Source organism: Brevibacterium samyangense (assembly GCF_039529845.1).
GTDB lineage: Bacteria > Actinomycetota > Actinomycetes > Actinomycetales > Brevibacteriaceae > Brevibacterium > Brevibacterium samyangense.
Map to the genome: position 1 here is coordinate 299613 of NZ_BAAANO010000005.1, position 22820 is coordinate 322432.

16 protein-coding genes and 1 other RNA gene are annotated in these 22820 nt (G+C 67.9%); all 17 read left to right on the plus strand.

The annotated features are described in order from the left end of the window. Positions 1-68: 68 nt before the first annotated feature. The 17 genes from ABD172_RS03610 to ABD172_RS03690 all read left to right on the plus strand — a co-directional run bounded on the left by ABD172_RS03610 (position 69) and on the right by ABD172_RS03690 (position 22770). Positions 69-1631 (plus strand): amidase, encoded by a 1563-nt coding sequence (locus ABD172_RS03610; RefSeq protein WP_344307016.1) that lies wholly within the window; start codon positions 69-71, stop codon positions 1629-1631. Between the two features lie 89 nt (positions 1632-1720). Beyond that, the gene (locus tag ABD172_RS03615; protein WP_344307018.1) at positions 1721-3244 is read left to right on the plus strand and encodes an amidohydrolase family protein; all 1524 of its coding nucleotides are present in this window, start codon (positions 1721-1723) and stop codon (positions 3242-3244) included. A 55-nt stretch (positions 3245-3299) separates the two neighbouring features. Then, positions 3300-4847, plus strand: a complete 1548-nt coding sequence (locus ABD172_RS03620) for an ABC transporter substrate-binding protein (RefSeq protein WP_344307020.1) — start codon at positions 3300-3302, stop codon at positions 4845-4847. Positions 4848-4852: 5 nt separating this feature from the next. Continuing rightward, complete coding sequence (locus tag ABD172_RS03625) at positions 4853-5782, plus strand: N-carbamoyl-D-amino-acid hydrolase (protein ID WP_344307021.1); 930 nt, start codon at positions 4853-4855, stop codon at positions 5780-5782. Between the two features lie 288 nt (positions 5783-6070). Then, positions 6071-7645: an ABC transporter substrate-binding protein gene (locus ABD172_RS03630; RefSeq protein ID WP_344307022.1), complete on the plus strand. Its 1575-nt coding sequence runs from the start codon at positions 6071-6073 to the stop codon at positions 7643-7645. A gap of 183 nt (positions 7646-7828) precedes the next feature. Continuing rightward, positions 7829-9403 (plus strand): ABC transporter substrate-binding protein, encoded by a 1575-nt coding sequence (locus tag ABD172_RS03635; protein WP_344307023.1) that lies wholly within the window; start codon positions 7829-7831, stop codon positions 9401-9403. Between the two features lie 75 nt (positions 9404-9478). Further along, complete coding sequence (gene prfB, locus ABD172_RS03640) at positions 9479-10609, plus strand: peptide chain release factor 2 (protein WP_344307024.1); 1131 nt, start codon at positions 9479-9481, stop codon at positions 10607-10609. 160 nt (positions 10610-10769) lie between these two features. Further along, positions 10770-12407: an amidohydrolase gene (locus ABD172_RS03645; RefSeq protein WP_344307025.1), complete on the plus strand. Its 1638-nt coding sequence runs from the start codon at positions 10770-10772 to the stop codon at positions 12405-12407. A 167-nt stretch (positions 12408-12574) separates the two neighbouring features. Further along, positions 12575-14188, plus strand: a complete 1614-nt coding sequence (locus ABD172_RS03650) for an amidohydrolase (RefSeq protein ID WP_344307027.1) — start codon at positions 12575-12577, stop codon at positions 14186-14188. A 142-nt stretch (positions 14189-14330) separates the two neighbouring features. Next, the gene (locus ABD172_RS03655) at positions 14331-15977 is read left to right on the plus strand and encodes an amidohydrolase (RefSeq protein WP_344307029.1); all 1647 of its coding nucleotides are present in this window, start codon (positions 14331-14333) and stop codon (positions 15975-15977) included. Continuing rightward, positions 15977-17608 (plus strand): amidohydrolase, encoded by a 1632-nt coding sequence (locus ABD172_RS03660; RefSeq protein WP_344307031.1) that lies wholly within the window; start codon positions 15977-15979, stop codon positions 17606-17608. The genes ABD172_RS03655 and ABD172_RS03660 overlap by 1 nt, the downstream gene beginning before the upstream one ends. A 184-nt stretch (positions 17609-17792) precedes the next feature. Further along, a complete protein-coding gene (ftsE, locus tag ABD172_RS03665) occupies positions 17793-18482 on the plus strand; it encodes a cell division ATP-binding protein FtsE (protein ID WP_344307033.1) in 690 nt (229 codons plus the stop codon). Next, on the plus strand, positions 18479-19393 hold the full coding sequence (gene ftsX / locus ABD172_RS03670; protein ID WP_344307035.1) for a permease-like cell division protein FtsX: 915 nt from the start codon (positions 18479-18481) through the stop codon (positions 19391-19393). The genes ftsE and ftsX overlap by 4 nt, the downstream gene beginning before the upstream one ends. 1 nt (position 19394) lies before the next feature. Beyond that, positions 19395-20693, plus strand: a complete 1299-nt coding sequence (locus tag ABD172_RS03675) for a peptidoglycan DD-metalloendopeptidase family protein (RefSeq protein ID WP_344307037.1) — start codon at positions 19395-19397, stop codon at positions 20691-20693. Positions 20694-20865: 172 nt separating this feature from the next. Further along, the gene (gene smpB / locus ABD172_RS03680) at positions 20866-21420 is read left to right on the plus strand and encodes an SsrA-binding protein SmpB (protein ID WP_344307039.1); all 555 of its coding nucleotides are present in this window, start codon (positions 20866-20868) and stop codon (positions 21418-21420) included. Between the two features lie 193 nt (positions 21421-21613). Beyond that, positions 21614-21990, plus strand: a transfer-messenger RNA (tmRNA) gene (gene ssrA, locus ABD172_RS03685). A 186-nt stretch (positions 21991-22176) separates the two neighbouring features. Continuing rightward, on the plus strand, positions 22177-22770 hold the full coding sequence (locus ABD172_RS03690) for a tyrosine-type recombinase/integrase (RefSeq protein WP_344307041.1): 594 nt from the start codon (positions 22177-22179) through the stop codon (positions 22768-22770). Positions 22771-22820: the final 50 nt, after the last annotated feature.

Here is a 22820-nt window from a genome sequence, read left to right on the forward strand (position 1 = left end):
GTGCTTCCACCCGCACGTCGCCGCACCGTCCGCAACTCCTCCCTCTTTCTGCGAAGGTCCGATCCCCGATGAACGTTCTGCCTGCCCCGCCTTCTGCCTCGCACGCCGATTCACCGACCACCCTCACCACCGACCTCTCGGCCCGCACCCTCGCCGGCCTCGTCGCTTCCGGCCGGGCGAGCGCCGAGGAGGTCATGCGCATCCACCTCGACCGGATCGCCGAGGTGAACCCGCAGGTGAACGCGATCGTCGGCCTGGACCCGGAGGCCGCTCTCGCGGCGGCCCGCGATTTCGACACGGCCGGCCGCCGGAAGGACGGGCTCCTTCTGTCGGGGCTGCCCGTTGCGGTGAAGGACCTCATCCCCGCCGCCGGTTTCCGCCACACCCAGGGGTCTCCGGCGTACGCGGACCGCGTCGCGACGACCGACCACTCGGTCGTCCGGCGGATGAAGGAGGCCGGAGCGCTCGTCATCGGCAAGACGAACGTGCCGGAGTTCGGCCTCGGTTCGCACTCCTTCAACCCCGTGTACGGCGTCACCCGCAATCCTTACGACCTCTCCCGCGCCGCCGGTGGCAGCAGCGGGGGAGCGGCGGCGGCCCTCGCCTCGCGCATGCTCCCCGTCGCGGACGGTTCCGACACCGGCGGTTCCCTGCGGAACCCCGCGTCGTTCTGCAATGTCGTCGGCTTCCGCCCCTCGATCGGTCGGGTCCCGAACCTCCCCGACCAGGTGCCCTTCGGACAGAGCTCCGTCAAAGGTCCGATGGGACGGGACGTGCAGGACACTGCACTCCTCCTCGCAGTGCTCGCGTACTTCGAACCGCGCCTGCCCTATTCGGTCGAACCGGACACCGCCGCGTACCTCGCGGTCGCCCGGGCCGCGGAGGACGAGGACCTGTTCGGTGAGGAGATCGCCGCACGGCGGGGCGCCTCGGCGGGTGGACGTTCGGGGGAGCGGCCGCTGGCCGCGTGGACCATGGACCTCTCCGGGACGGTCCCGGTGGACGCGGACGTCCGCGCGGTCGTCACCCGGGCCCTCGCCGGACTCGAGAGCAGCGGCACCTTCGACCTCGTCGAGGCGCACCCGGACTACACCGAGGCCGTCGGTGTCGGCCGGGTCCTGCGTGCCCTTCAGCTCCTCACCACCCTCGGTCCGCTCGTGGCCGAACGCCCCGAACTCGTGAAACCGGACGCCCGGGAGAACGTGGCGATCGGGGCCGCACTCACCGCGGAACAGATCGCCGAGGCCGAACGCGGTCACGCCCGGATCTTCTCCCGCACCGTCGACTTCTTCGACACCCACGACGTGCTCCTCACCCCGACGTGCCAGGTCGCCCCCTTCGACGTCCACGAGCGGTACCCGCGCACCGTGGACGGACAGGAGATGGGCGACTACCTCGAGTGGATGAGCATGCCGTACACCTTCACCGTCACCGGGCACCCGGCACTCACGGTGCCCGTGGGTTTCACGGAGGCGGGCCTGCCGGTCGGTCTCCAGGTCGTCGGACCGTACCGCCGCGAGGACCTCGTTCTCGAATACGGTCGGCGGATCGAACGCGCCGTCGGCAGCGGACGCATCGCTCCCGAGATCCCCACCGACGCGCCCGTCGACCGGTTCCCCGACATCCGGTGAACGCGCGCCTCCTTTGCTCGCACGACGCTCCCGCCCCACACCCCCGAGACAGCCCCATTCCCCGAGACAGTCAGGACTCCCCGATCCCCATGACCAGATTGCAGACCCTCCTCACCGGTGGCACCGTCGTCGACCCCGAGGCCGGTGACACCGCGGTCCTCAACGTCGGGATCGCCGACGGCACGATCGCCTACCTCGGAACCGACACACCGGAGGCCGACACCGTGGTCGACGTCTCCGGGAAGTACGTGACCCCGGGGTTCATCGACCTGCACTCGCACGCCCAGAACGTCACCGGGCACCGGCTCCAGGTGCTCGACGGGGTGACGACGAGCCTCGAACTCGAATCCGGGTCCGCACCGCTCGGGCCCATGTACGCCTGGGCCGCGCACGAGGGACGGCCCGCTCACTTCGGGTACTCCGCCGGGTGGCTCTTCACCCGCATGCACGTGCTCGGCGGGGTCGACCTCGTCGATCCCCTGGACTCCCCGGACTTCCGGAAGCCGCTCGACTACTTCTCCGCCTATGCCGGCATGGAGGAGCACAAGCAGGAGGCGACGCCCGAGCAGGTCGAGCAGATCCTCGCGCTCCTGCGGCAGCAGCTCGAGGAAGGAGCGATCGGCGTCGGTGTGCTTCTCGGGTACGCCTCGGCCGCGAGCCGGGAGGAGATCCTCGGGGTCGGACGGCTGTGCGCGGAGTTCGGTCGCCCGATGTTCTGCCACGGCAGGTTCTCCTCGAACATCGAGGGTTCCACCTGCGTCGAGACCGTCGAGGAACTCGCCGCCGTCGCCCGCGAGACCGGGTGCGCCGTCCACCTCTGCCACTTCAATTCGACCGGACACTCGACGATCGAGGAGGCCGCCGGGGTGATCGCGGCCGCCGTCGCCGAGGGCCTCACCTTCACGACCGAGGCGTACCCCTTCGGCACCTCGTCCACCGTCATCGGTGCCGAGTTCCTCGCCCCGGACCGGCTCGCCGGTCAGGGCATCACCGCGCAGTCGCTCGTGTTCCTTCCCACCGGAGAACGCATCGCCGACGACGCCCGCCTCGCCGAGATCCGGGCGACCGAACCGGGAGGCCTCGCGCTCATCGACTACTACGTCGAGTCCGAGGAGGGCTCCCGCAACGAGCTCGTGAAGGCGCTCACGCTGCCGGGAGCTGCATTCGCCTCGGACGCCATGCCGGTGACCTACCGCGGTGACGCCGCCGGGGCTGCGGAGGCGGCCGCCCGCCTGGCCGCGCACGAATGGCCCGTCGGCGACGACTTCATCTGCCACCCGCGTTCCACCTCGTGCTTCGCCCGCGCACTCGCGTGGGTCCACCGGGATCTCGGGGCCCTCGACCTCGTCGAGACCGTGCGCCGGTGCACGCTCGTGCCGGCCCGGATCCTCGAGGCCGGTGTGCCCGCGATGGCCCGCAAGGGGCGCATGGCGATCGGTGCGGACGCGGACCTCGCGGTCTTCGACCTCGCCGCGCTCACCCCGAGCACCGACTACTTCCACATCACCCCGACCGTCGGATTCGACCACGTGTACGTGGCCGGCGAGGCGGTCGTGGCGTCCGGAGAACTCGTCACCTCGAGCTTCCCCGGCACCGCCGTGTACGGCGGCTGACCCTCCCGATCCTGTCCCTTTCGCTCCCCGTCCCTTCTCCCGACTGGAAAACATCATGAAGAAACTGTTCGCGACGGGTGCCGTGGCACTCGTTCTCTCCCTCGCCGCGTGCGGCGGCGGTTCCGGTGGCTCCGGTTCCGTCGACACCGAGACCCTCGACATCGCGTGGAACGCCCAGCCGCCCACGCTCGACCCCCTCATGACGACCGCGACCTCGACGCGCGACATCGCCCGCAATGTGTGGGAGCCGCTCGTGGCCCCGGACGAGAACGGTGAGATGCAGCCGGTGCTCGCGGAGTCGTACACGGTGTCCGAGGACGGGAAGACCGTCTCGTTCGTCCTCCGGGAGGGAGTCACCTTCCACAACGGCGACCCGATGACCGCCGACGACGTCGTCGCCTCGGTCCAGCGGTGGATCGAGAAGACCGGGTCCGGAAGCCAGTACTTCGCCGATGCCACGGTCGAGAAGGTCGACGAGACCACGGTGAACATCGTGCTGCCGGAGGCGATGTACACCGCTCTCGATCTCATCGGTGATCCGAGTCAGATCATGGCCGTCATGCCGAAGTCCGTCATCGATGCCGCTCCCACCGAGGGCGTCTCCGAGTACGTGGGCACCGGCCCGTACTCGGTCGTCGAATGGGCGACGGACCAGCACGTGCACCTCGAGAAGTTCGCCGAGTACACCTCGCCGGAGGGTGACCCGAGCTTCACGGCGGGCGCGAAGACCCCGGTCTTCGAGAACATCATGTTCCACTTCGTCACCGATCCCTCGACGCGCCTGTCCGGAATGCAGTCGGGTGAGTACGACATCGCGAACGAGATGAACTTCGACATGAAGGCGCAGCTCGACGGCGACCCGAACCTCGTGACGGAGGCGGACGTCGTCGGCTTCAACGGCGTCATCTTCAACAAGAAGGAAGGAGTGATGTCGGACGTGAACATGCGTCAGGCGGTGCTCTCCTCCCTCGACATGACCTCGATCCTCCAGGCGTCCTTCGCGGACCCGGAGTTCTTCACCGAGAACGGCGCGCTCATGGCCGAGGGCCAGCCGTACTACACGGACGCCGGACTCGAGAACTGGAACAACCCGGACCCCGAGCGGGTGAAGCAGCTCCTCGCGGAGGCCGGCTACAACAACGAACCCGTCCGCATCCTCACGACCCGCGAGTACGCGGACCACTACAACGCGGCGGTCGTCGTCGAACAGAACCTCAAGGCGAACGGCATCAACGCGTCTCTCGAGGTGTACGACTGGCCCACCGTGCTCAGCACCCGAACCGACTCCACCGCGTACGAGATCTTCATCACCGGGTTCTCGACCGTCACGGTGCCGACGAACTACGTGTTCTTCGGTCCCGAATGGCCGGGCTGGACGAACGACCCGGCGATCACCCAGGCGCTCGACGACATCACCTACGCCGCCGACGAGGCCGCAGCCACCGCTGCCGGTGAGGAGCTCCAGACCGCCTTCTACGAGTACCTGCCGATCGCGAAGTTCGGTGACAACGACACCCTCACGACGTACTCCGGTGACCTCACCGGGTACTCGTTCGACCCGACCGCCGGAATCGTCGTCTACAACACGGCCCCTGCGGAATGATGCGCATGTTCACCCTTGCACTCGCCCAGATGGCCGGCATCAACACCGAGGACACCCGTGAGGCGGTCGTCGGCCGCATGCTCGCGATGTTCGAGAAGGCTGCCGCAGGAGGTGCCGACCTCGTCGTGTTCCCCGAGCTCACTCTCACGACCTTCTTCCCGCGCACGTACCGCGAGGACGTCTCCACCGCCGACGAGTACTACGAGACCGCGATGCCGAACCCGGCAGTCCAGCCGCTCTTCGACTTCGCGAAGGAGCACGAGGTCGGTTTCAGCTTCGGGTACGCCGAACTCACGGAGGACGGCCACCGCTTCAACACGCAGATCCTCGTCGACAAGACCGGCGAGATCGTCGGCAAGTACCGGAAGATCCACCTCCCCGGTCACCTCGAGCACATCCCGGACGCGCCCTATCAGCACCTCGAGAAGTCGTACTTCGAGGTCGGGGACCTCGGGTTCGGTGTCTTCGACTTCCACGGGGTCGAGGTCGGCATGCTCATCTGCAACGACCGTCGCTGGCCCGAGGCGTACCGTACCCTCGCCCTCCAGGACGTCGACGTCATCGTCATCGGCTTCAACACCCCCGACCAGTCGCCCGGCGGTGATGAGCAGCCGCACCTCGCGATGTTCCACCACCTGCTCTCCTGCCAGGCCGGTGCCTACCAGAGCTCGGCCTGGGTCGGCACCGTCGCGAAGTGCGGGTACGAGGACGGCCACCACATGATCGGCGGTACCGCGATCATCGCCCCCACCGGGGAAATCGTCTCCCGCGTCTTCGACGAGAAGGACTCGGTGATCCTCAGCGACATCGACCTCACGCTCGGCGACTTCTACAAGAACGGCACGTTCCGGTACGAGATCCACCGCCGTCCGGAGACCTACGGCCTCCTCACCGAACGCACCGGTCGCGGCGAGCCGCTCCCCGTCGAGTTCTGACGGCCGGGTCCGGCCCGGTGGCCGGGGCCGGCGCCCCACCAGCCCCACGCCCGAGGCGCTGCGCAGCATCCCCTGCGCGGCGCCTCGGCGGGTCGGCAGCAGAATCTCGAATTACCTGCATTGTCCGGAGGACGGTGCAGGCGATTGGGGACGGAGGTGGCAACTCGCGCGTCAGCACCGCTCCCGTTGACCCGTGACATTCTCACGAACACCGGAAACACAGGTGTGATGCAGTTCACCTGTGGCCCGGTCGAATCCCCGCCGGACACGGACGAAAGAGGAACACCCATGACGACATACCTGCGTTCGAGTGCGGCGGTGCTCGCAGTCGCATCCCTCGGCCTCCTGGCCGCGTGCGGTTCCGGTGAGGCCGCGGCGGCCGGTGCCGACACCGAGGAACTGCGCATCGCCTACAGCGCCCAGCCGGCGACGCTCGACCCCCACAACTCCACCGCGGAGGCGACTTTCGACATGATGCGCGGCGTCTACGAGGGGCTCGTCGCGCTCGATGCGGACGGGAACCCGCAGCCGCAGCTCGCGGAGTCGATCGACGTGAACGAGGACTACTCACAGTTCACGTTCCACCTGCGCGAGGTCACCTTCCACGACGGCTCGACGCTCGACTCCCAGGACGTCATCGACTCCCTGAACCGGTGGATCGACAGCGCCCCGGCAGGCATGTCGTTCCAGGACTGCACCTTCGAGGCGACGGACGAGCACACCGTCGTCATGACCTCGCCGAAGCCCTTCTACCCGGCACTCACGATGCTCGCGAACCACCAGAACCAGTACCCGGCGATCATGTCGTCGGAATCGATCGCCTCGGCGGGCACCGAGGGGCTCCAGGAGTTCGTCGGCACCGGCCCGTACACGTTCACCGAATGGGTCGACAACCAGTACGTCCACCTCACGAAGTACGCCGACTACGTCGCACCCGAGGTCGAGTACACCGGCGGGGCGGCCGCTGCGACCCCCGTGTACGAGAACATCTACTTCGACGTCGTCACCGACCCCTCGACCCGCCTCGCCGGATTCCAGACCGGGGACTACGACGTCCTCACCGCACCCGTCGTCGACCAGATCGAACAGATCGAGGCGATCCCGGGCGTCAACACGGAGACGACGATCCGCGGCACCACCGGCTTCACCTTCAACCGGCAGGCCGAGTCGATCTTCGTGGACCAGGACCTCCGCAAGGCGGTCTCCGTGGGCCTCGACATGGAGCCGATCCTCGCCGGCGCCTACGGCTACCCCGAGTACTACCAGCTCGACGGAGCGCTCGGCCTGCCGGCGCAGAAGGCCTGGTACACGGACGCAGCCCTCGATCAGTACAACCTCCACGACCCGGCACAGGCCGCGTCACTCATGCAGAAGGCCGGGTACGCGGACGAACCCGTCGTCATCCTCGCGACCCGCGACTACCAGTCGATCTACGACACCGCGGTCGTCGTCGAGCAGCAGCTGAAGGAACTCGGCTTCGCGACGAAGCTCGAGGTCTACGACTGGGCGACGATGCTCGATATCCAGAACAACGAACCCGACGGCTGGGACATGGCGTTCTCGAGCTGGGCACCGCAGTCCATCCCGACCCGCTACACCTACATGTCCTCGCAGGTCGCCGGTGCCGGTGACAACCCGGAGTTCTACGCCGCGATCGACGCCGTCAACCACTCCTCCTCGGCCGAAGAGGCGACCGAGAAACTCGCGGACCTCCAGGAGGAGTTCTACCGCACCGTCCCCATGGTGAAGGCCGGCACGTACAGCGGCACGATCGCCTGGAGCGAGGAGATCGGCGACATCGACATGCAGTCCGGCGCCGGTGCGACCGGCCTGTACTACAACGTGCAACCGGCCGAGGGGTGAGCAACGCCCCGGCGCGCACGCCGGGGCTCCCGACCCCACCGCCGAGGCGCCCCGCACCAACACCTACGCGGCGCCTCGGCGGTGTTTTCCTGTTCGTTCCCGGAGGATACCCGCCGGAAATGTGAACTGAGCCACATTGAGGGTGTTCCCTTCCGGACCCCTACCCCACAGAGGCTCATCCCCATGCACAAGCACTCCGTCACCCGCGGCGCACTCGCGCTGTCGTCCCTCACCGCTCTCGGTCTGCTCGCCGCCTGCGGCTCCGGCGCCTCCGCCTCCGCGGGCGCCGACACGAGCGAACTCACGATCGCGTACTCCGCGCAGCCGGGCACCCTCGATCCGCACATCTCCACCGCGGAGGCCACCTTCGACTTCATGCGCGGCACCTACGAAGGACTCGTCGCGCTCGACGCCGAGGGTGTCCCGCAGCCGCAGCTCGCGGAATCGATCGACGTGAACGACGACTACTCCGAGTACGTCTTCCACCTGCGCGAGGGCGTCACCTTCCACGACGGCTCGGCGCTCGACGCGCAGGACGTCATCGACTCGATGGTCCGCTGGACCGAACTCGCCCCCGCGGGTGGTTCCTTCGCGGACGTGAGCTGGGAGGCCGTCGACGAGCAGACCGTGAAAATGACCTCGCCGGTGCCGTTCTACGCCGCGCTCACCCTCATGGCGAACCACCAGAACCAGTTCCCCGGCGTCACGACCTCCGAGGCGATCGCCGGAGCGAACACCGAGGGTCTCGCGGACATCGTCGGTACCGGCCCGTACAAGTTCGAGGAATGGGTCGACGCCCAGTACGTGTCGCTCACGAAGAACGAGGACTACGTGCCGTACGAGGTCGACACCACGGGCGGGTCGCAGCCCTCCGAGGTCGTGTGGGACTCCGTGAAACTCGAGATCGTCACGGACGCGTCGACCCGCCTGTCCGGCCTCCAGACCGGTGAGTACGACGTGGCGACGCACATCCTCTCCGACCAGATCCCGCAGGTGGAGAGCGCCGGCGCCCAGCAGATCACCTTCGGCAAGGGGCTCTCCGGCATGAGCATGAACCTCGTCGAGGGGGTCATGGCGGATCAGAACATGCGCAAGGCCGTCCAGGCCGCCCTCGACATGACCTCGATCATGGAGGGTGCGTACGGCACCGACGAGTTCTTCACGATCGAACCGGCGATCGCCACCGAACTCCAAACGAACTGGTACACCGAGGCCGGTGCGGAGAGCTACGACCTCCACGACCAGGCGAAGGTCGACGAGTACCTTGCGGCCGCCGGGTACAACGGTGAGGAAGTGCGGATGATCGTCACCCGCGACTACCAGGACCACTACGACACCGCGGTCGTCGTCGAGCAGCAGCTGAAGGCCGCCGGGATCAACGCGAAGATGGTCGTCATGGACTGGCCGTCCGTCCTCGAGACCGGGGCGAACAAGCCCGGCGACTGGGAGATCTCCTTCTCCTCGTGGTCGCCGCAGTCCATGCCCACCCGCTACACCTTCATGGGAGAGAACGCCTCGGGTGCGCTCAAGGGTGATCCCTTCTACGAGACCGTCAAGGCGGTGCACTACACGGATTCCCTCGAAGCCGCCCAGGCCGCACTCGAGAAGGCCCAGACGGACTACTACGACTTCGTGCCCCACGTGATGTTCGGCAAGAAGACCGGCACCGTCGCCTTCACCTCGGAGATCGCGCCGATCGAGATCCAGGAGGGAGCGGGATCCATGGGTCTGTGGTACCTCGCCACACCCGCGGAGTGAGCACCCGTCCCTCGCCGATCCCGTGCCCGTCCCTCGCCGGTGTCGCGGGCGGCGAGGGACTACCATGGAGGCATTATGGCCATTGACTTTGCTTCCGAGATCGCTGCTCTGCAGCAGACCTTCCACTCCATCCGCGAGGTGTCCGACATCGAGCAGCTGCGTTCGGAGGTCGCCGAGCTCACGGAGGCCGCGTCCGCGCCGGACCTCTGGGACGACCCGGAAGCGGCGCAGCAGGTCACCTCGAAGCTCTCGAACAAGCAGAGCACCCTCGAGAAGCTCGAGAAGTTCGACGAGCGCATCGGCGACGTCGAACTCATCGTCCAGATGGCCGAGGACGAGGACGACGCGGACCTCCTCGAGGAGGCGACCGCGGAGATCGAGAAGCTGCGCGGCGAACTCGGCGCCCTCGAGATCTCGACGCTGCTCTCGGGTGAGTTCGACGAACGTGCCGCCGTCGTCACCGTGCGCTCCGGCGCCGGTGGCGACGACGCCACGGACTTCGCCCAGACCCTCGCCCGCATGTACGTGCGCTGGGCGGAGGCGAAGGGCTACAACATCCAGGAGCTCGACACCTCCTATGCGGAGGGCGCCGGCATCAAGTCCGCGACCCTCCAGGTGAACGCGCCCTACGCCTACGGCACCCTGTCGGTCGAGGCCGGCACGCACCGCCTCGTGCGCATCAGCCCCTTCGACAACCAGGGGCGCCGGCAGACGTCCTTCGCCGCGGTCGAGGTCGTTCCGCTCATCGAGCAGACCGATCACATCGACATCGACGAGAACGACCTCCGCATCGACGTGTACCGCTCCTCCGGCCCCGGTGGACAGTCGGTCAACACGACGGACTCCGCGGTGCGCATCACCCACATCCCCACGGGCGTCGTGGTCTCCATGCAGAACGAGAAGTCGCAGCTGCAGAACAAGGCCGCTGCGATGCGCGTCCTCCAGTCCCGCCTGCTCCAGCTCAAGAAGCAGGAGGAGGACGCCCAGCGCAAGGACCTCGCCGGTGACATCAAGGCGAGCTGGGGCGATCAGATGCGCTCCTACGTCACGCACCCCTACCAGATGGTGAAGGACCTGCGTACCGGCTACGAGGTCAACAACCCCTCGGCCGTCTTCGACGGCGACATCGACGGTTTCCTCGAGGCCGGGATCCGCTGGCGCAAGGAACAGCAGAAGCAGGCCGAGGCGGAGGCCTCCAACCCCTGATCCGCCGGGTGCTCTCACGCACCCGCCCGGCGTGAATGCTGTGTAAAGCGGCGCGTACTCCGGTGCCTTCCGTGGCACGATGGATGCGGCCCCGATGTGATCCCCCTCGCATTCGCGAGCATCGGTGGTCGGTCCGATCCCCTCGATCCCCGGAGTCCCCGTGTCCTCTCGCCCCGCGTCCTCCCAGCTCTTCACGCATGCCCGCGTCTTCACCGGTGAGGGGTTCTCCGACCCCACGAGTCTCTTCGTCGCCGGCGGGCGCATCGTCGCGCTCGGGCCCGAGGCGGAGGCCGCCGCCGCGGCCCACGCCGGCTCCGGCATCACGTCTCTCGCCCCGGAGACCGTGGACCTCGCCGGCGGTTATCTCATGCCGGGCTTCGTCGAGTCCCACGGCCACCCGACGATGTACGGCGGTTCGCTCATCGACGTCGACGTGCGCCCCTCGGCGGTGCAGAGCATCACCGAGATCCAGAAGCAGGTGTCGATCGCGCTCGAGGACGCCGAACCGGGGCAGTGGATCCGCGCCCGCGGCTGGGACGAGACGTACATCCTCGAGGGCCGGGTGCCCACCCGCGACGACCTCGACGAGGTCGCCCCCGACAATCCCGTCGTCCTCGAACGCACGTGCGGACACATGCGGGTCGTGAACTCGGCCGCCCTCACCGCCTCGGGCGTGGACGAATCGGTCGAGGACCCGGCCGGCGGCAGGTTCGCCCGGGACGGGAACGGTCGCCTCACCGGCCTCGTCCAGGAGGACGCGATGAAGTCGATCGCGGTCCCGAAGCACACGGACGAGGAACTCGCCCGCGGCTTCGCCCTCGCCCAGGAGGACTTCGCGGCGTGGGGCGTCACCTGCGTGAACGACCTGTGGACGAGTGCGCAGTCGGTCCGCCTCTACACGCGCCTCGCACAGGAGGGCGCGCTGCGGCTGCGGGTGCGTCCGTGGCTCGGCGCGATCGACATGAGCGGGATGACCGGCCTGCTGTACTCCGCGGTCGGGGCCGGCATCACCTCCGGGTACGGCAACGACCTCGTGCGCATCCAGGGCGTGAAGTTCGTGCTCGACGGGGCGATGGGCGGGCGGACCGCCGCCGTGACCTGCCCGTTCGAGGGCACCGACAACCACGGCATCCTCCTCCAAGCCGACACCGAGGCGCTCGCCGCACACTTCCGCGTCGCGGCCGACGGCGGTCTGCGCCTCGCGATCCACGGCATCGGCGACGCCGCGATCGAGCAGGCCCTCGAGGCACTCGAGCGGATCGATCGGGAGGACTGGATCAAGGAGAACCGGATCCGGATCGAGCACTGCTCGCTGCCGACGGATTCGCAGCTCGACCGGATGGTCGAGTGGAACCTCGTGGCGTCCTCGTCGGTCGGGTTCGTCTACCACCTCGGTGATTCCTACATCAACGTGCTCGGCGAGGAGCGGGTGAAGCGGGTGTTCCCGCACCGCACGTTCATCGACCGCGGCATCGTCGCACCCGGCAACTCGGACATCCCGGTGACGAACGGCAACCCCTGGGAGGGCATCTACGGGCTCGTCACCCGCACCACCCGCACCGGTCGGGTCATGGACACCGAACAGAATGTCACCCTCGCCGAGGCGATCGCCGCGTACACGCGGGACGGCGCCTACGGCACATTCGAGGAGAACGACTTCGGCACGCTCGAGGTCGGGAAGTTCGCCGACATGCAGGTGTACACCGAGAATCCCTTCGACCTCGCTCCCGAACAGTGGCTCGAGCTCGCCCCGCAGCGGGTGTTCCTCGGGGGCTCGCAGGTGTGGTCCGCACCGTGACACTCTCTCCCTGAACAGCCATGTGACATACCTCTCTCCCCGTGGTGTGGCGTCGCCCACGGGGAGTGCGCCGTACTACACATGAAGGGGCGGCCCGCGTCAGGACCTGTGACGCGCCGCCGCAACCTGTCGACCGACCGACTCTCTATCCCCAGGAGTTCCTCCCCATGACACCTCCCGCGCCCACCGTCCTGTTCCGCAATGCCCGTGTGTTCACCGGTGACGCCTTCTCCGCCCCGCAGGACGTCCTCGTCTCCGCCGGCCGGATCGCCGCGCTCACCCCGGCCGGAGAGGCTGCGGTGCCGACCGGCACCGGTGTCGACTGCGAGATCGTCGACCTCGCGGGCCGGTACCTCATGCCCGGGTTCGTCGAATCGCACGGCCACCCGACGTTCTACGGTGTCAACCTCCTCAACGTCGACGTCCGACCGGCCGCCGTGCAGAGCATCACGGAGATCCAGAAGGCCGTGCAGATCGCAGCGGAGAACACCGCGCCGGGGGAGTGGGTGCTCGGTGCCGGGTTCGACGAGACGTACATCCTCGAGGGCCGCATGCCCACCCGTGAGGACCTCGACGCCGTCGCCCCCGACGTCCCGGTGCTCCTCGAACGCACGTGCACGCACATGTACGTCGTGAACTCGAAGGCGCTCGAGCTCTCCGGGGTCGATGAGAACACTCCGGTACCCGCCGGTGGCGGAATGCCGAAGGACGCGCAGGGGCGCCTCACGGGGCTCATCCAGGAGGACGCGAAGGGCCTCATCGCGAAGCCGACCACCTCGGACGCGAAACTCGAGGAGGGCTTCCGGCTCGCCCAGCAGCACTTCAACTCCTGGGGCGTGACGACGGTGAACGACTGCATCGTCACCCCGCAGATCATGCGGTTCTACGAACGTTTCGACGCGAAGGGCGACTTCTCCGTCCGCATGCGGCCGTGGCTCTACGCTGTGCCGCTCGCGGAGTACCAGGGACTCCTCGACGCCGCGGTCGGGGCCGGCATCTCCTCCGGGTTCGGCAACGACATGCTCCGTGTCCAGGGCGTGAAGTTCCAGCTCGACGGTGCCATGGGTCCGAAGACCGCCGCGATGTGCTGCCCCTTCGAGGGCACCGAGGAGCACGGACTCCTCGTCCACGAGACGGAGACGCTCGTTGAGGCGTTCCGCACCGCCGCGCGCGGTGGCCTCCGGATGGCGATCCACGCGATCGGCGACGCCGCGATCGAGCAGGCCTTCTCCGCGCTCGAGGCGACGGGCGAGCTCGAGACGATCACGGCAGCCCGCACCCGCATCGAACACTCCTCGCTGCCGACCGAGGAGCACCTCCAGCGGATGGTCGAGTGGAACCTCATCGCCTCCTCCTCGATCGGTTTCGTCTACCACCTCGGCGATTCCTTCCCGCCGGTCCTCGGCCCCGAACGTATGAAACGTCTGCTGCCGCACCGTTCGTACATCGACCGCGGGATCGTCGCCCCGGGCAACTCGGACATCCCCGTGACGAACGGCAACCCGTGGGAGGGCATCTACGGTGCCGTCACCCGCACGACCCGCACCGGGCAGGTGCTCGACACCGTCCAGAACATCACCCTCGCCGAGGCGATCAAGGCCTATACCTGGGACGCCGCCTACGCGAACTGCGAGGAGGACGCCGCCGGCACGATCGAGGTCGGGAAGTTCGCCGACCTCCAGGTGTACGAGGAGAACCCCTTCGACCTCGAGCCCGCGCAGTGGCTCGACCTCGCACCCACGCGGGTGTACCTCGGAGGCACGCTCGTGCACTCCGCCTGATACGCGGGGCCTGATCCACCGGTCCGGTGGCCGCTCCCCACGGCCACCGGACCGTTCACGTCCCCCACCCACCCCGACCCCGTCCTCACCCCTCCCACCCCTCGAGACCCCCTCCCCGGAAACACGGAAGAGAGCCATCCCCATGACCACGCAGTTCTTCACCCGTGCCCGGCTCCTCGAGGCCCCGCGCACCCCCGGCGGCCATCCCCTCGCCGCACCCGGCCCCTCCGGGTTCACCGAGCCCACGACCCTCGCCGCCCGGGACGGACGGATCCTCGCCACCGGTGAGGCCGCCGAGGCCCACCGCGGCCGGGTGCCGGCCGGCGCCTCGGCGACCGATCTGGGAGGAGCATTCGTGCTCCCGGGGTTCGTCGAGTCCCACGGGCACCCGACCTCCTTCGGGTCCTCGCTCCTCGACGTCGACGTGCGTCCGGGTGTCGCCCCGAGCGTCGACGCGATCTGCAAGGCCGTCGCCGAACGCGTGGCGAGTGTGGAACCGGGGGAGTGGGTCCTCGGCCGGGGCTGGGACGAGACCGCGCTGCCCGAGGGGCTCTACCCGACGAAGGCCGACCTCGACGCCGTCGCCCCGGACAACCCCGTCGTCCTCACCCGCACGTGCGGGCACATGTACGCGTGCAACTCCGCCGCATTCGCCGTCTCCGGGATCACGGAGGACGTCGAGGACCCCGCCGGTGGCCGGTTCGTCCGCGACGCCGCCGGGCGCCTCACGGGCCTCGTCCAGGAGGACGCGAAGACGTTCATCGCGAAGCCGGATCCCTCGACCGCGGACCTCGAACGCGGGTTCGCCCTCGCCCAGGACCGCTTCACCGCGTGGGGCGTCACCACCGTGAACGACCTCATCGCCACCCCCGCCGCGATGCGCATGTACACCCGGATGAACGCCTCCGGCGACCTCCGCGTCCGACTGCGGCCCTGGCTGTACGCAGTCGCGCTCGCCGGGTACCCCGCAATGCTCGAGGCGGCGATCGGCGCCGGCATGAGTTCCGGTGTCGGTGACGACATGGTGCGCCTCCAGGGCATGAAGTACCAGCTCGACGGGGCGATGGGCGGGCGGACCGCCCCGGTCTCCTGCCCCTTCCACGGCTCCGAGGACGACCACGGCATCCTCACCCACGACACCGCGAAGCTCGTGGACTCCTTCCGGACCTCCGCGCAGGCGGGACTGCGCATGGCGATCCACGCGATCGGTGACGCCGCGATCGAGCAGGCCTTCGACGCCCTCGCGGCGAGCGGAGAACTCGACTGGGTGAAGGAGAACCGCATCCGGATCGAACACGCGTCGTTCCCGACCGCGGACCACATCGCACGGATGGCCGAGTGGAACGTCATCGCTTCCTCGTCGATCTCCTTCATCCACCACCTCGGCGACTCCTACGCCCAGGCACTCGGCCCCGATCGAGTCGCTCGGGTGTTCCCGCACCGCAGCTACCTCGACGCCGGTGTCGTGTCCGTCGGCAACTCCGACATCCCCGTGACGAACGGCAACCCGTGGGAGGGCATCCACGGCGCCGTCACCCGGCGCACCCGCACCGGGCAGGTCCTCGGCGCCGCCGAGGCGATCACCACCGCCGAGGCGATCGACCTCTACACCCGGCAGGCCGCCTTCGCGAACTGCGAGGAGGACCGGGCCGGCGCGCTCGCCCCCGGGATGTTCGCCGATCTCCAGGTCTACGAGGAGAACCCGATCGCCCTCGGGGACACGGACCCGGACGCGCTACTGGAACTCGCTCCGGAATCGGTGTTCCTCGCCGGGAAGCAGGTGGCGTGATGAGCGACGTCCTCTTCACGAACGCCCGTGTCTTCACCGGGGAGGAGTTCTCCGCACCGCAGTCCGTCGCCGTCCGGAACGGCCGGATCCTCGCGGTCGGGACCGCCGCCGCGGTGCCGGGCCTCCTCGATGCCGCCTCCCTCGATGTCGGTTCTCCCGATGCCGGCGCACGCACCGTCGATCTCGGCGGAAAGCACCTCATGCCCGGGTTCGTCGAGTCCCACGGGCACCCCGCGATGTTCGGACTCACGCTCCGGCAGGTCGACGTGAAACCGGCAGCGGTGCAGAGCATCGAGGAGATCAAGAAGGCCGTGCAGATCGCGGTGATCGACGCGCAGCCGGGGGAGTGGATCCAGGGCCACGGTTGGGACGAGACGTACGTCCTCGACGGGCGCGCACCCACCCGTGACGACCTCGACGAGGTCGCTCCGGACAACCCCGTGGTCCTCACCCGTACGTGCGGGCACGTCATCCTCGTGAACTCCGCGGCGCTCCGGGTCTCCGGAGTCCCCGAGGACGTCGCGGACCCGGAGGGTGGGGCCTTCGTCCGCGACGCCTCGGGCCGACTCACCGGGATCGTCCAGGAGCAGAGCGCGAAGGAACTCATCCGGAACCCGACGTTCACCGAGGAGCAACTCGAGGAAGGACTCGTTCTCGCGCAGGAACGGTTCAACGCCTGGGGTGTCACGACGGTGAACGACCTCTTCTCGAACACCGCGTTCCTCGGGATGTACCGGAAGCTCGACGCCGACGGCCGGCTCACGGTGCGGATGCGTCCGTGGATGGGTGCGCTCGAGAAGAACCACTTCCCTGGGCACCTCGCGCCGATGGCCGCCGCCGGCATCTCCTCCGGTTTCGGTGACGACATGATCCGCATCCAGGGAGTGAAGCTGCAGCTGGACGGGTCGATGGGCGGGCGCACCGCAGCCGTGTGCACCCCCTTCGAGGGAACCGAGGAGACCGGAATCCTCCTGCTGCCGCGCACCGAGGACCTCGCCGCGCACTGCCGGCTCGCCGCGGACCACGACATCCGCATGGCGATCCATGCGATCGGCGACGCGGCGATCGGGCAGATGTTCGATGCCCTCGACATGATCGACCGGGCCGAGTGGATCGCGGGCAGCCGCCTGCGGATCGAGCACTGCGGCATGCCGACGGACGCGCAGCTCGACCGGATGGCGGAGTGGAACATGGTCGCCTCCTCCTCCGTCGGGTTCGTGTACCACCTCGGCGACTCCTACCTCAACGTCCTCGACGCCGAACGAGCAGCCCGCTGCTACCCGCACCGGAGCTTCATCGACCGCGGGATCGTCGCCCCCGGCAACTCCGACGTACCGGTGACGAACGGCAACCCGTGGGAGGGCATCTACGGCGCGGTCACCCGGACGACGCGGACCGGTCAGGTCCTCGACACGGTGCAGAACATCACCCTCGCCGAGGCGATCCGCGCCTACACTCTCGACGGCGCCTGGGCGAATTTCGAGGAGGACGTCGCCGGCTCGATCGAGGTCGGGAAGTTCGCGGACCTCCAGGTGTACGCGGAGAACCCCTTCGAACTCGAACCGGAGGCCTGGCTGGGACTTTCCCCGGAATCGGTGTGGCTCGCGGGCCGGGAGGTGTACGCCCGTTGAGAGGCCGGGGCGCCTCGGCGGTGGCCGCGCGCTCCCCGTCCGCCGGGGCGGGGCGGCGCGTCCATGAGGTGGTGCGACGACACTCCACGCAGCGACCGTGAACCCCCGGGGAGGGAGGCCGCGTCTTACAGTGGGACGTGTCCGAATCCTCCTACGTGCCACCGGGCACCCGAATGAGCGGCCAGTGATCACATTCGAGTCAGTCTCCAAGACCTACGACACCGGATCTTCCCCGGCACTCGAAGACGTCTCCTTCAGCGCGGAGGCCGGGGAGTTCGTGTTCCTCGTGGGCCCCTCGGGGTCCGGCAAGTCCACCGTGATCCGCCTCGTGCTGCGCGAGGAAGTGCCGACCCGCGGACGGATCCGCGTGGCGGGACGGTCGATCGTGCGCATGTCCTCGTGGAAGGTGCCCTACCTGCGGCGGAACATCGGCACGGTGTTCCAGGACTTCCGCCTGCTGCCGAACAAGACGGTCTTCGAGAACGTCGCGTTCGCGCTCCAGGTGATCGGGAAGTCGCGAGCGGCGATCTCGACCCTCGTCCCCGATGTGCTCGGGACCGTCGGTCTCGAGGGCAAGGAGAAGCGGTACCCGCACGAACTCTCCGGCGGTGAGCAGCAGCGCGTCGCGATCGCCCGTGCGGTTGTGAACAAGCCCGGCATCCTCCTCGCCGACGAGCCCACCGGAAACCTCGACCCGGCCACGAGCACCGACATCATGGACGTGCTCGTCGACATCAACCGCGCGGGTACGACCGTGCTCATGGCCACCCACGACGGCGACATCGTCAACCGGTTGAACAAACGCGTCATCCGCCTGGACTCCGGAAGGATCGTGAGCGACATCGAGCACGGCACGTACGAGGTGAAGGCGTGAAACTCGGATTCATCGTCGGTGAGGTCCTCTCGGCTCTTCGCCGCAACGTCTCGATGGTCGTGTCCGTCGTCCTCGTCACCTTCGTCTCGCTCGTGTTCGTCGGCTCGGCCGCACTCCTGCAGATGCAGGTGAACGGGATGAAGGACTACTGGTACGACCGCGTGCAGGTCGCGGTGTTCCTCTGCCCCGAGGGCTCACCAGTCCAGACGTGCGCCGGGGGAGAGGCGACCGAGGAGCAGAAGGCCGCGATCGAGGAGGCGCTGCAGGGCGACGACCTCGCGCCGTACGTCGAGGAGGTGATCTTCGAGGACAAGGCGACCGCGTTCCGGCTCTACAACGAACAGTTCGAGGGCACCTCGCTCGAGGGCGCCGTCGCCGAGGACCAGATGCAGGAGTCCTTCCGTGTCCGGCTCGTCGACGCCGAACAGTACGAGATCCTCGACGAGTACTTCTCCGCCACCGAGGGGGTCGAGGACGTCGTCGACCAGCATGAACTCCTCGACCAGATCTTCGCGGTGCTCAACGTCCTCACGATGGTGGCGATCGCGGTCGCGGTGCTCATGCTCGTGTGTGCGGTGCTCCTCATCTCCACGACCATCCGCCTGTCGGCGTTCTCGCGCCGGCGGGAGACCGGGATCATGCGCCTCGTGGGAGCCTCGAACGCGTTCATCCAGATGCCGTTCGTGCTCGAAGGGGTGATCGCTTCCGGGGTCGGGGCGGTTCTCGCCTCCGTGGCGCTCGGGGCCGTCGTCTACTTCGGGGTCGACGGATGGCTGCAGGATCGCGCACCGAGCTTCGACCTCGTCGGACTCGGCGACGTCGCACTCGTCGCGCCCGCGCTCGTCGTGCTCGGGATCGTCCTCGCCGGGGTCGCCTCCCTCGTCACTCTCCGTCGGTACATGAAGGTCTGACATGCATTCGTTCTCCCGGAAGCCCCGATCGGCCCGGCGGCGCAGGCTCGTCGGGGCGGCGTTCTCGGCAGCGGTACTCGCCGCGGTGCTCACGGTCATGCCGGCCCACGGGACATGGGCGACGGCCAGCCTCGAGGAGGAGAAGAGCGAGGTCGACCAGCGGGTCGACGAGCTCATGGCCGAGTTCGAGGATCTCGACGAGGAACTCGCCCGCGTCGTCGCGGAGCTCGAGGAGGCGAACGCCGCGATGCCGAGCGCCGAGGACGAACTCGAGAAGGCCGAACAGGAACTCGCCGACGCCGAGAAGGAGGAGGAGGAACTCGAGGCGCGTCTCACCTCGGCGGAGACCGCCCAGGAGACCCTCGGGGCACAGATCGAGGACGGTGAGAAGGCGATCGAGGAGGGCCAGGGCGCCGTCACGTCGATCGCCCGGCAGGCGTACAAGAACTCGGGCGTCACCTCGGACGTGGCGCTGCTCCTCCAGATGGCGAACGCGGAGGACGGTGCGATGGGGCTGGGCCGTGTCGACTCCGCCGTGAGGTCCCAGCAACGTTCCCTCACCCAGCTCTCCGAGCAGAAGGCGATCAACGAGAACAACGAGGACCGTCTCGCCGCGGTCGCCGGTGAGGTCGAGGACCTGCGGGCGGAGGCCGCGCAGGTCGTCCTCACGAAGGAGGCCGCTCAAGAGGCGGCACAGGAGAAGAAGGACGCCCTCGACGAACTCGTCGCGCAGAAGGACGAGGCGTCGCGGACGATCGAGGAGCACAAGACCCAGGCGCAACTCGAACTCGAGGAGCAGCAGCAGGAGCAGCAGCGCCTCCTCGACGAGATCGCGGCTTGGGAGGAGGAGCACGGGCAGGATCTGCCCGACGTCGGCCAGGGCGCCGGTTCCGACGGGGACGGGCAGTTGTCGAATCCGGCGTCCGGCTACCCGATCACCTCGGACTTCGGGTACCGGATCCACCCGATCTCCGGGAACCGCAAGCTCCACACCGGCACCGACTTCGGTGTGCCCTGCGGGACCCCGATGCACGCGGCCGGTGACGGCACGGTCGTCTCCGCCGGGTGGAGCGGTGGCTACGGGTATCGGGTCGTCATCGCACACGGGACGATCAACGGTTCGAGCATCCAGACGACGTACAACCACAACACGAGCCTCGACGTGAGTGCGGGGCAGACGGTCAGGCAGGGCGACGTCGTCGCGCACTCCGGCACCACCGGCTCCTCGACCGGCTGCCACCTCCACTTCGAGGTGATCCAGGACGGCGAGTACGTCGACCCGATGCCGTGGATCAGCTGATGCCATAGATCATCCGACGACCGTCTCCCGGGGTTGTCCGAGCGGCCGGGGCTGCCAGGGCTTCCAGTGCTGGCGGGGCTTCCAGTGCTTCCAGTGCTGCAGGGGCTGCCTATAATGGAAGGTCCGTGCCGCGGAAGCGGTGCGTGATCGACGTTTGCCGGAAGGAGGCACGATGGCGAAGAAGAACGCGGCGAAGAAGAACGCGGCGAAGAAGAACGCGGCGAAGAAGGCCGGATCGAAGAAGTCCCCGGCGAACTCGGGCCCCGTCCGGGAGAAGAAGGTCATCGCGAAGAACCGCAAGGCCCGCTACGACTACCACATCGAGGACACCTACGAAGCCGGCCTCGTGCTCACCGGTACGGAGGTCAAGTCGCTCCGGGAGGGGCGGGCGTCGCTCGTCGACGGATTCGGCCTGTTGTTCCAGGGAGAGGCGTGGCTCGAGGGTGTCTACATCCCCGAGTACCTGCAGGGCACGTGGACGAACCACGCGGCGCGCAGGCGGCGCAAGATGCTCCTGCACCGGAGCGAGATCCTCAAGATCTCGCACAAGCTCAAGGAGTCCGGCCGCACTCTCGTGCCGCTCGAGCTCTATTTCGACGGCTCGAAGGCGAAGGTCGAGATCGCGATCGCCCGCGGTAAGAAGGACTGGGACAAGCGCCAGACCCTCCGCGAACAGCAGGACAACCGCGAGGCGCAGCGGGCGATGTCCCTCCGCGCGCGGATGTGATCCACATCGCACCTGACCTGGCGGAATAATCCGTCGGCCGGGTGGCGTTGGGGGATGCGAGGCGCGTAGACTGGAGTATCCGCACGGCGCGTCTTCGGGATTCGTCCCAACGGGATCCGTCCCAGAGTTCGACTCAGAGTTCGACTCAACGTCGGACTCGACGCAGTGCGGACATCGATTGGTAATCGAATACGGGGATGATCGGTTTCGACGTGGGACAATGCGTCGGGAGAAGCGGGTCGAGAATGCAAAGTCATCTCGTTAACGTCCTTTGCAAAAAAATAGGTGCTAAATCCAACAACCGCACCGATTTCGCCCTCGCTGCCTGATAGAGCGCGAGCTGCGAATCCGTCAGCCTAGAGTTGCTTCCGCTCTAGATCCTGGCGTCAGCTAGGGAGCCACTGCTTCCGGTACATGTTGGGGGTACCGGAGGGACTCTTACTCAACTCCGTCCGTTGGGCTACGTGTTCGTGCGATGTCCAGGACCTAAGAAACTCCTCACGAACTGCACCCGGAGAAGACCCGATTATTTGCTCGCGGACGCGGGTTCGATTCCCGCCATCTCCACCCCGTCAAACAGCCCGGTACCTCGGTCCCCCGAGATACCGGGCTTTTTCGTTCCCTGACCAGGGGAAACGCTCTCTTCCCGCGTGCTGGCGGGGTGCTCGGAAGTGCTCAGGAATGGCAAAAAGTGCGGTTGTTATTGCGCCACGCTCGAAACCGGCACCCGCACACCAGCACCAGAGAGAACACGACATGAGCACCAGCACCCCCGAAGCCCCGTTCGGATACGACAAGAACGGGCGAGCGCTCGCCCCCTACGGCTACAAGGCCGACGGCACGATCAAGCGCACGAAAGGCCGCACCGGACGGTTCGGCTCACTCAGGAAACGCGGCACCCGGTGGAACGCCCAGTACAGCGCCCCGGACGGTTCCCGGAAGTCCGCCACGTTCGGCAGCAAGCAACTCGCGGACGCATGGCTCGCGGCTGAACGAGTGAAGATCGACCGGGGCGAGTGGAAGTCTGCCGCCCAACTCGAAGCCGAACGAGAGGCCGAGGCGAACGCCTGCACCCTCGGACAGTGGGCCGAGGAGTTCATCGCACGGTTGGAACGAGCAGGCCGGACACCGAAGACGGTGCAGACCTACCAGTCCCGGATCAACGCGCATATTCTCCCGACGTTCGCGGATGCCCCGCTGAGGTCCATCACCGAGGACGACGTCACCGACTGGTACACAGCACTCGACCGAGCACGCGGAAACGGGGTTTCCCGGCCCGTGTACATGACCCTCCGGGCAATGATGAACGACGCTGTGAAGGCCAAGCGGCTGACGGTGTCCCCGGTGTGAATATTCGCGTCGCTGGGGCCCGCTGATCGAGGGGCCGGGGGCCAGCTCGT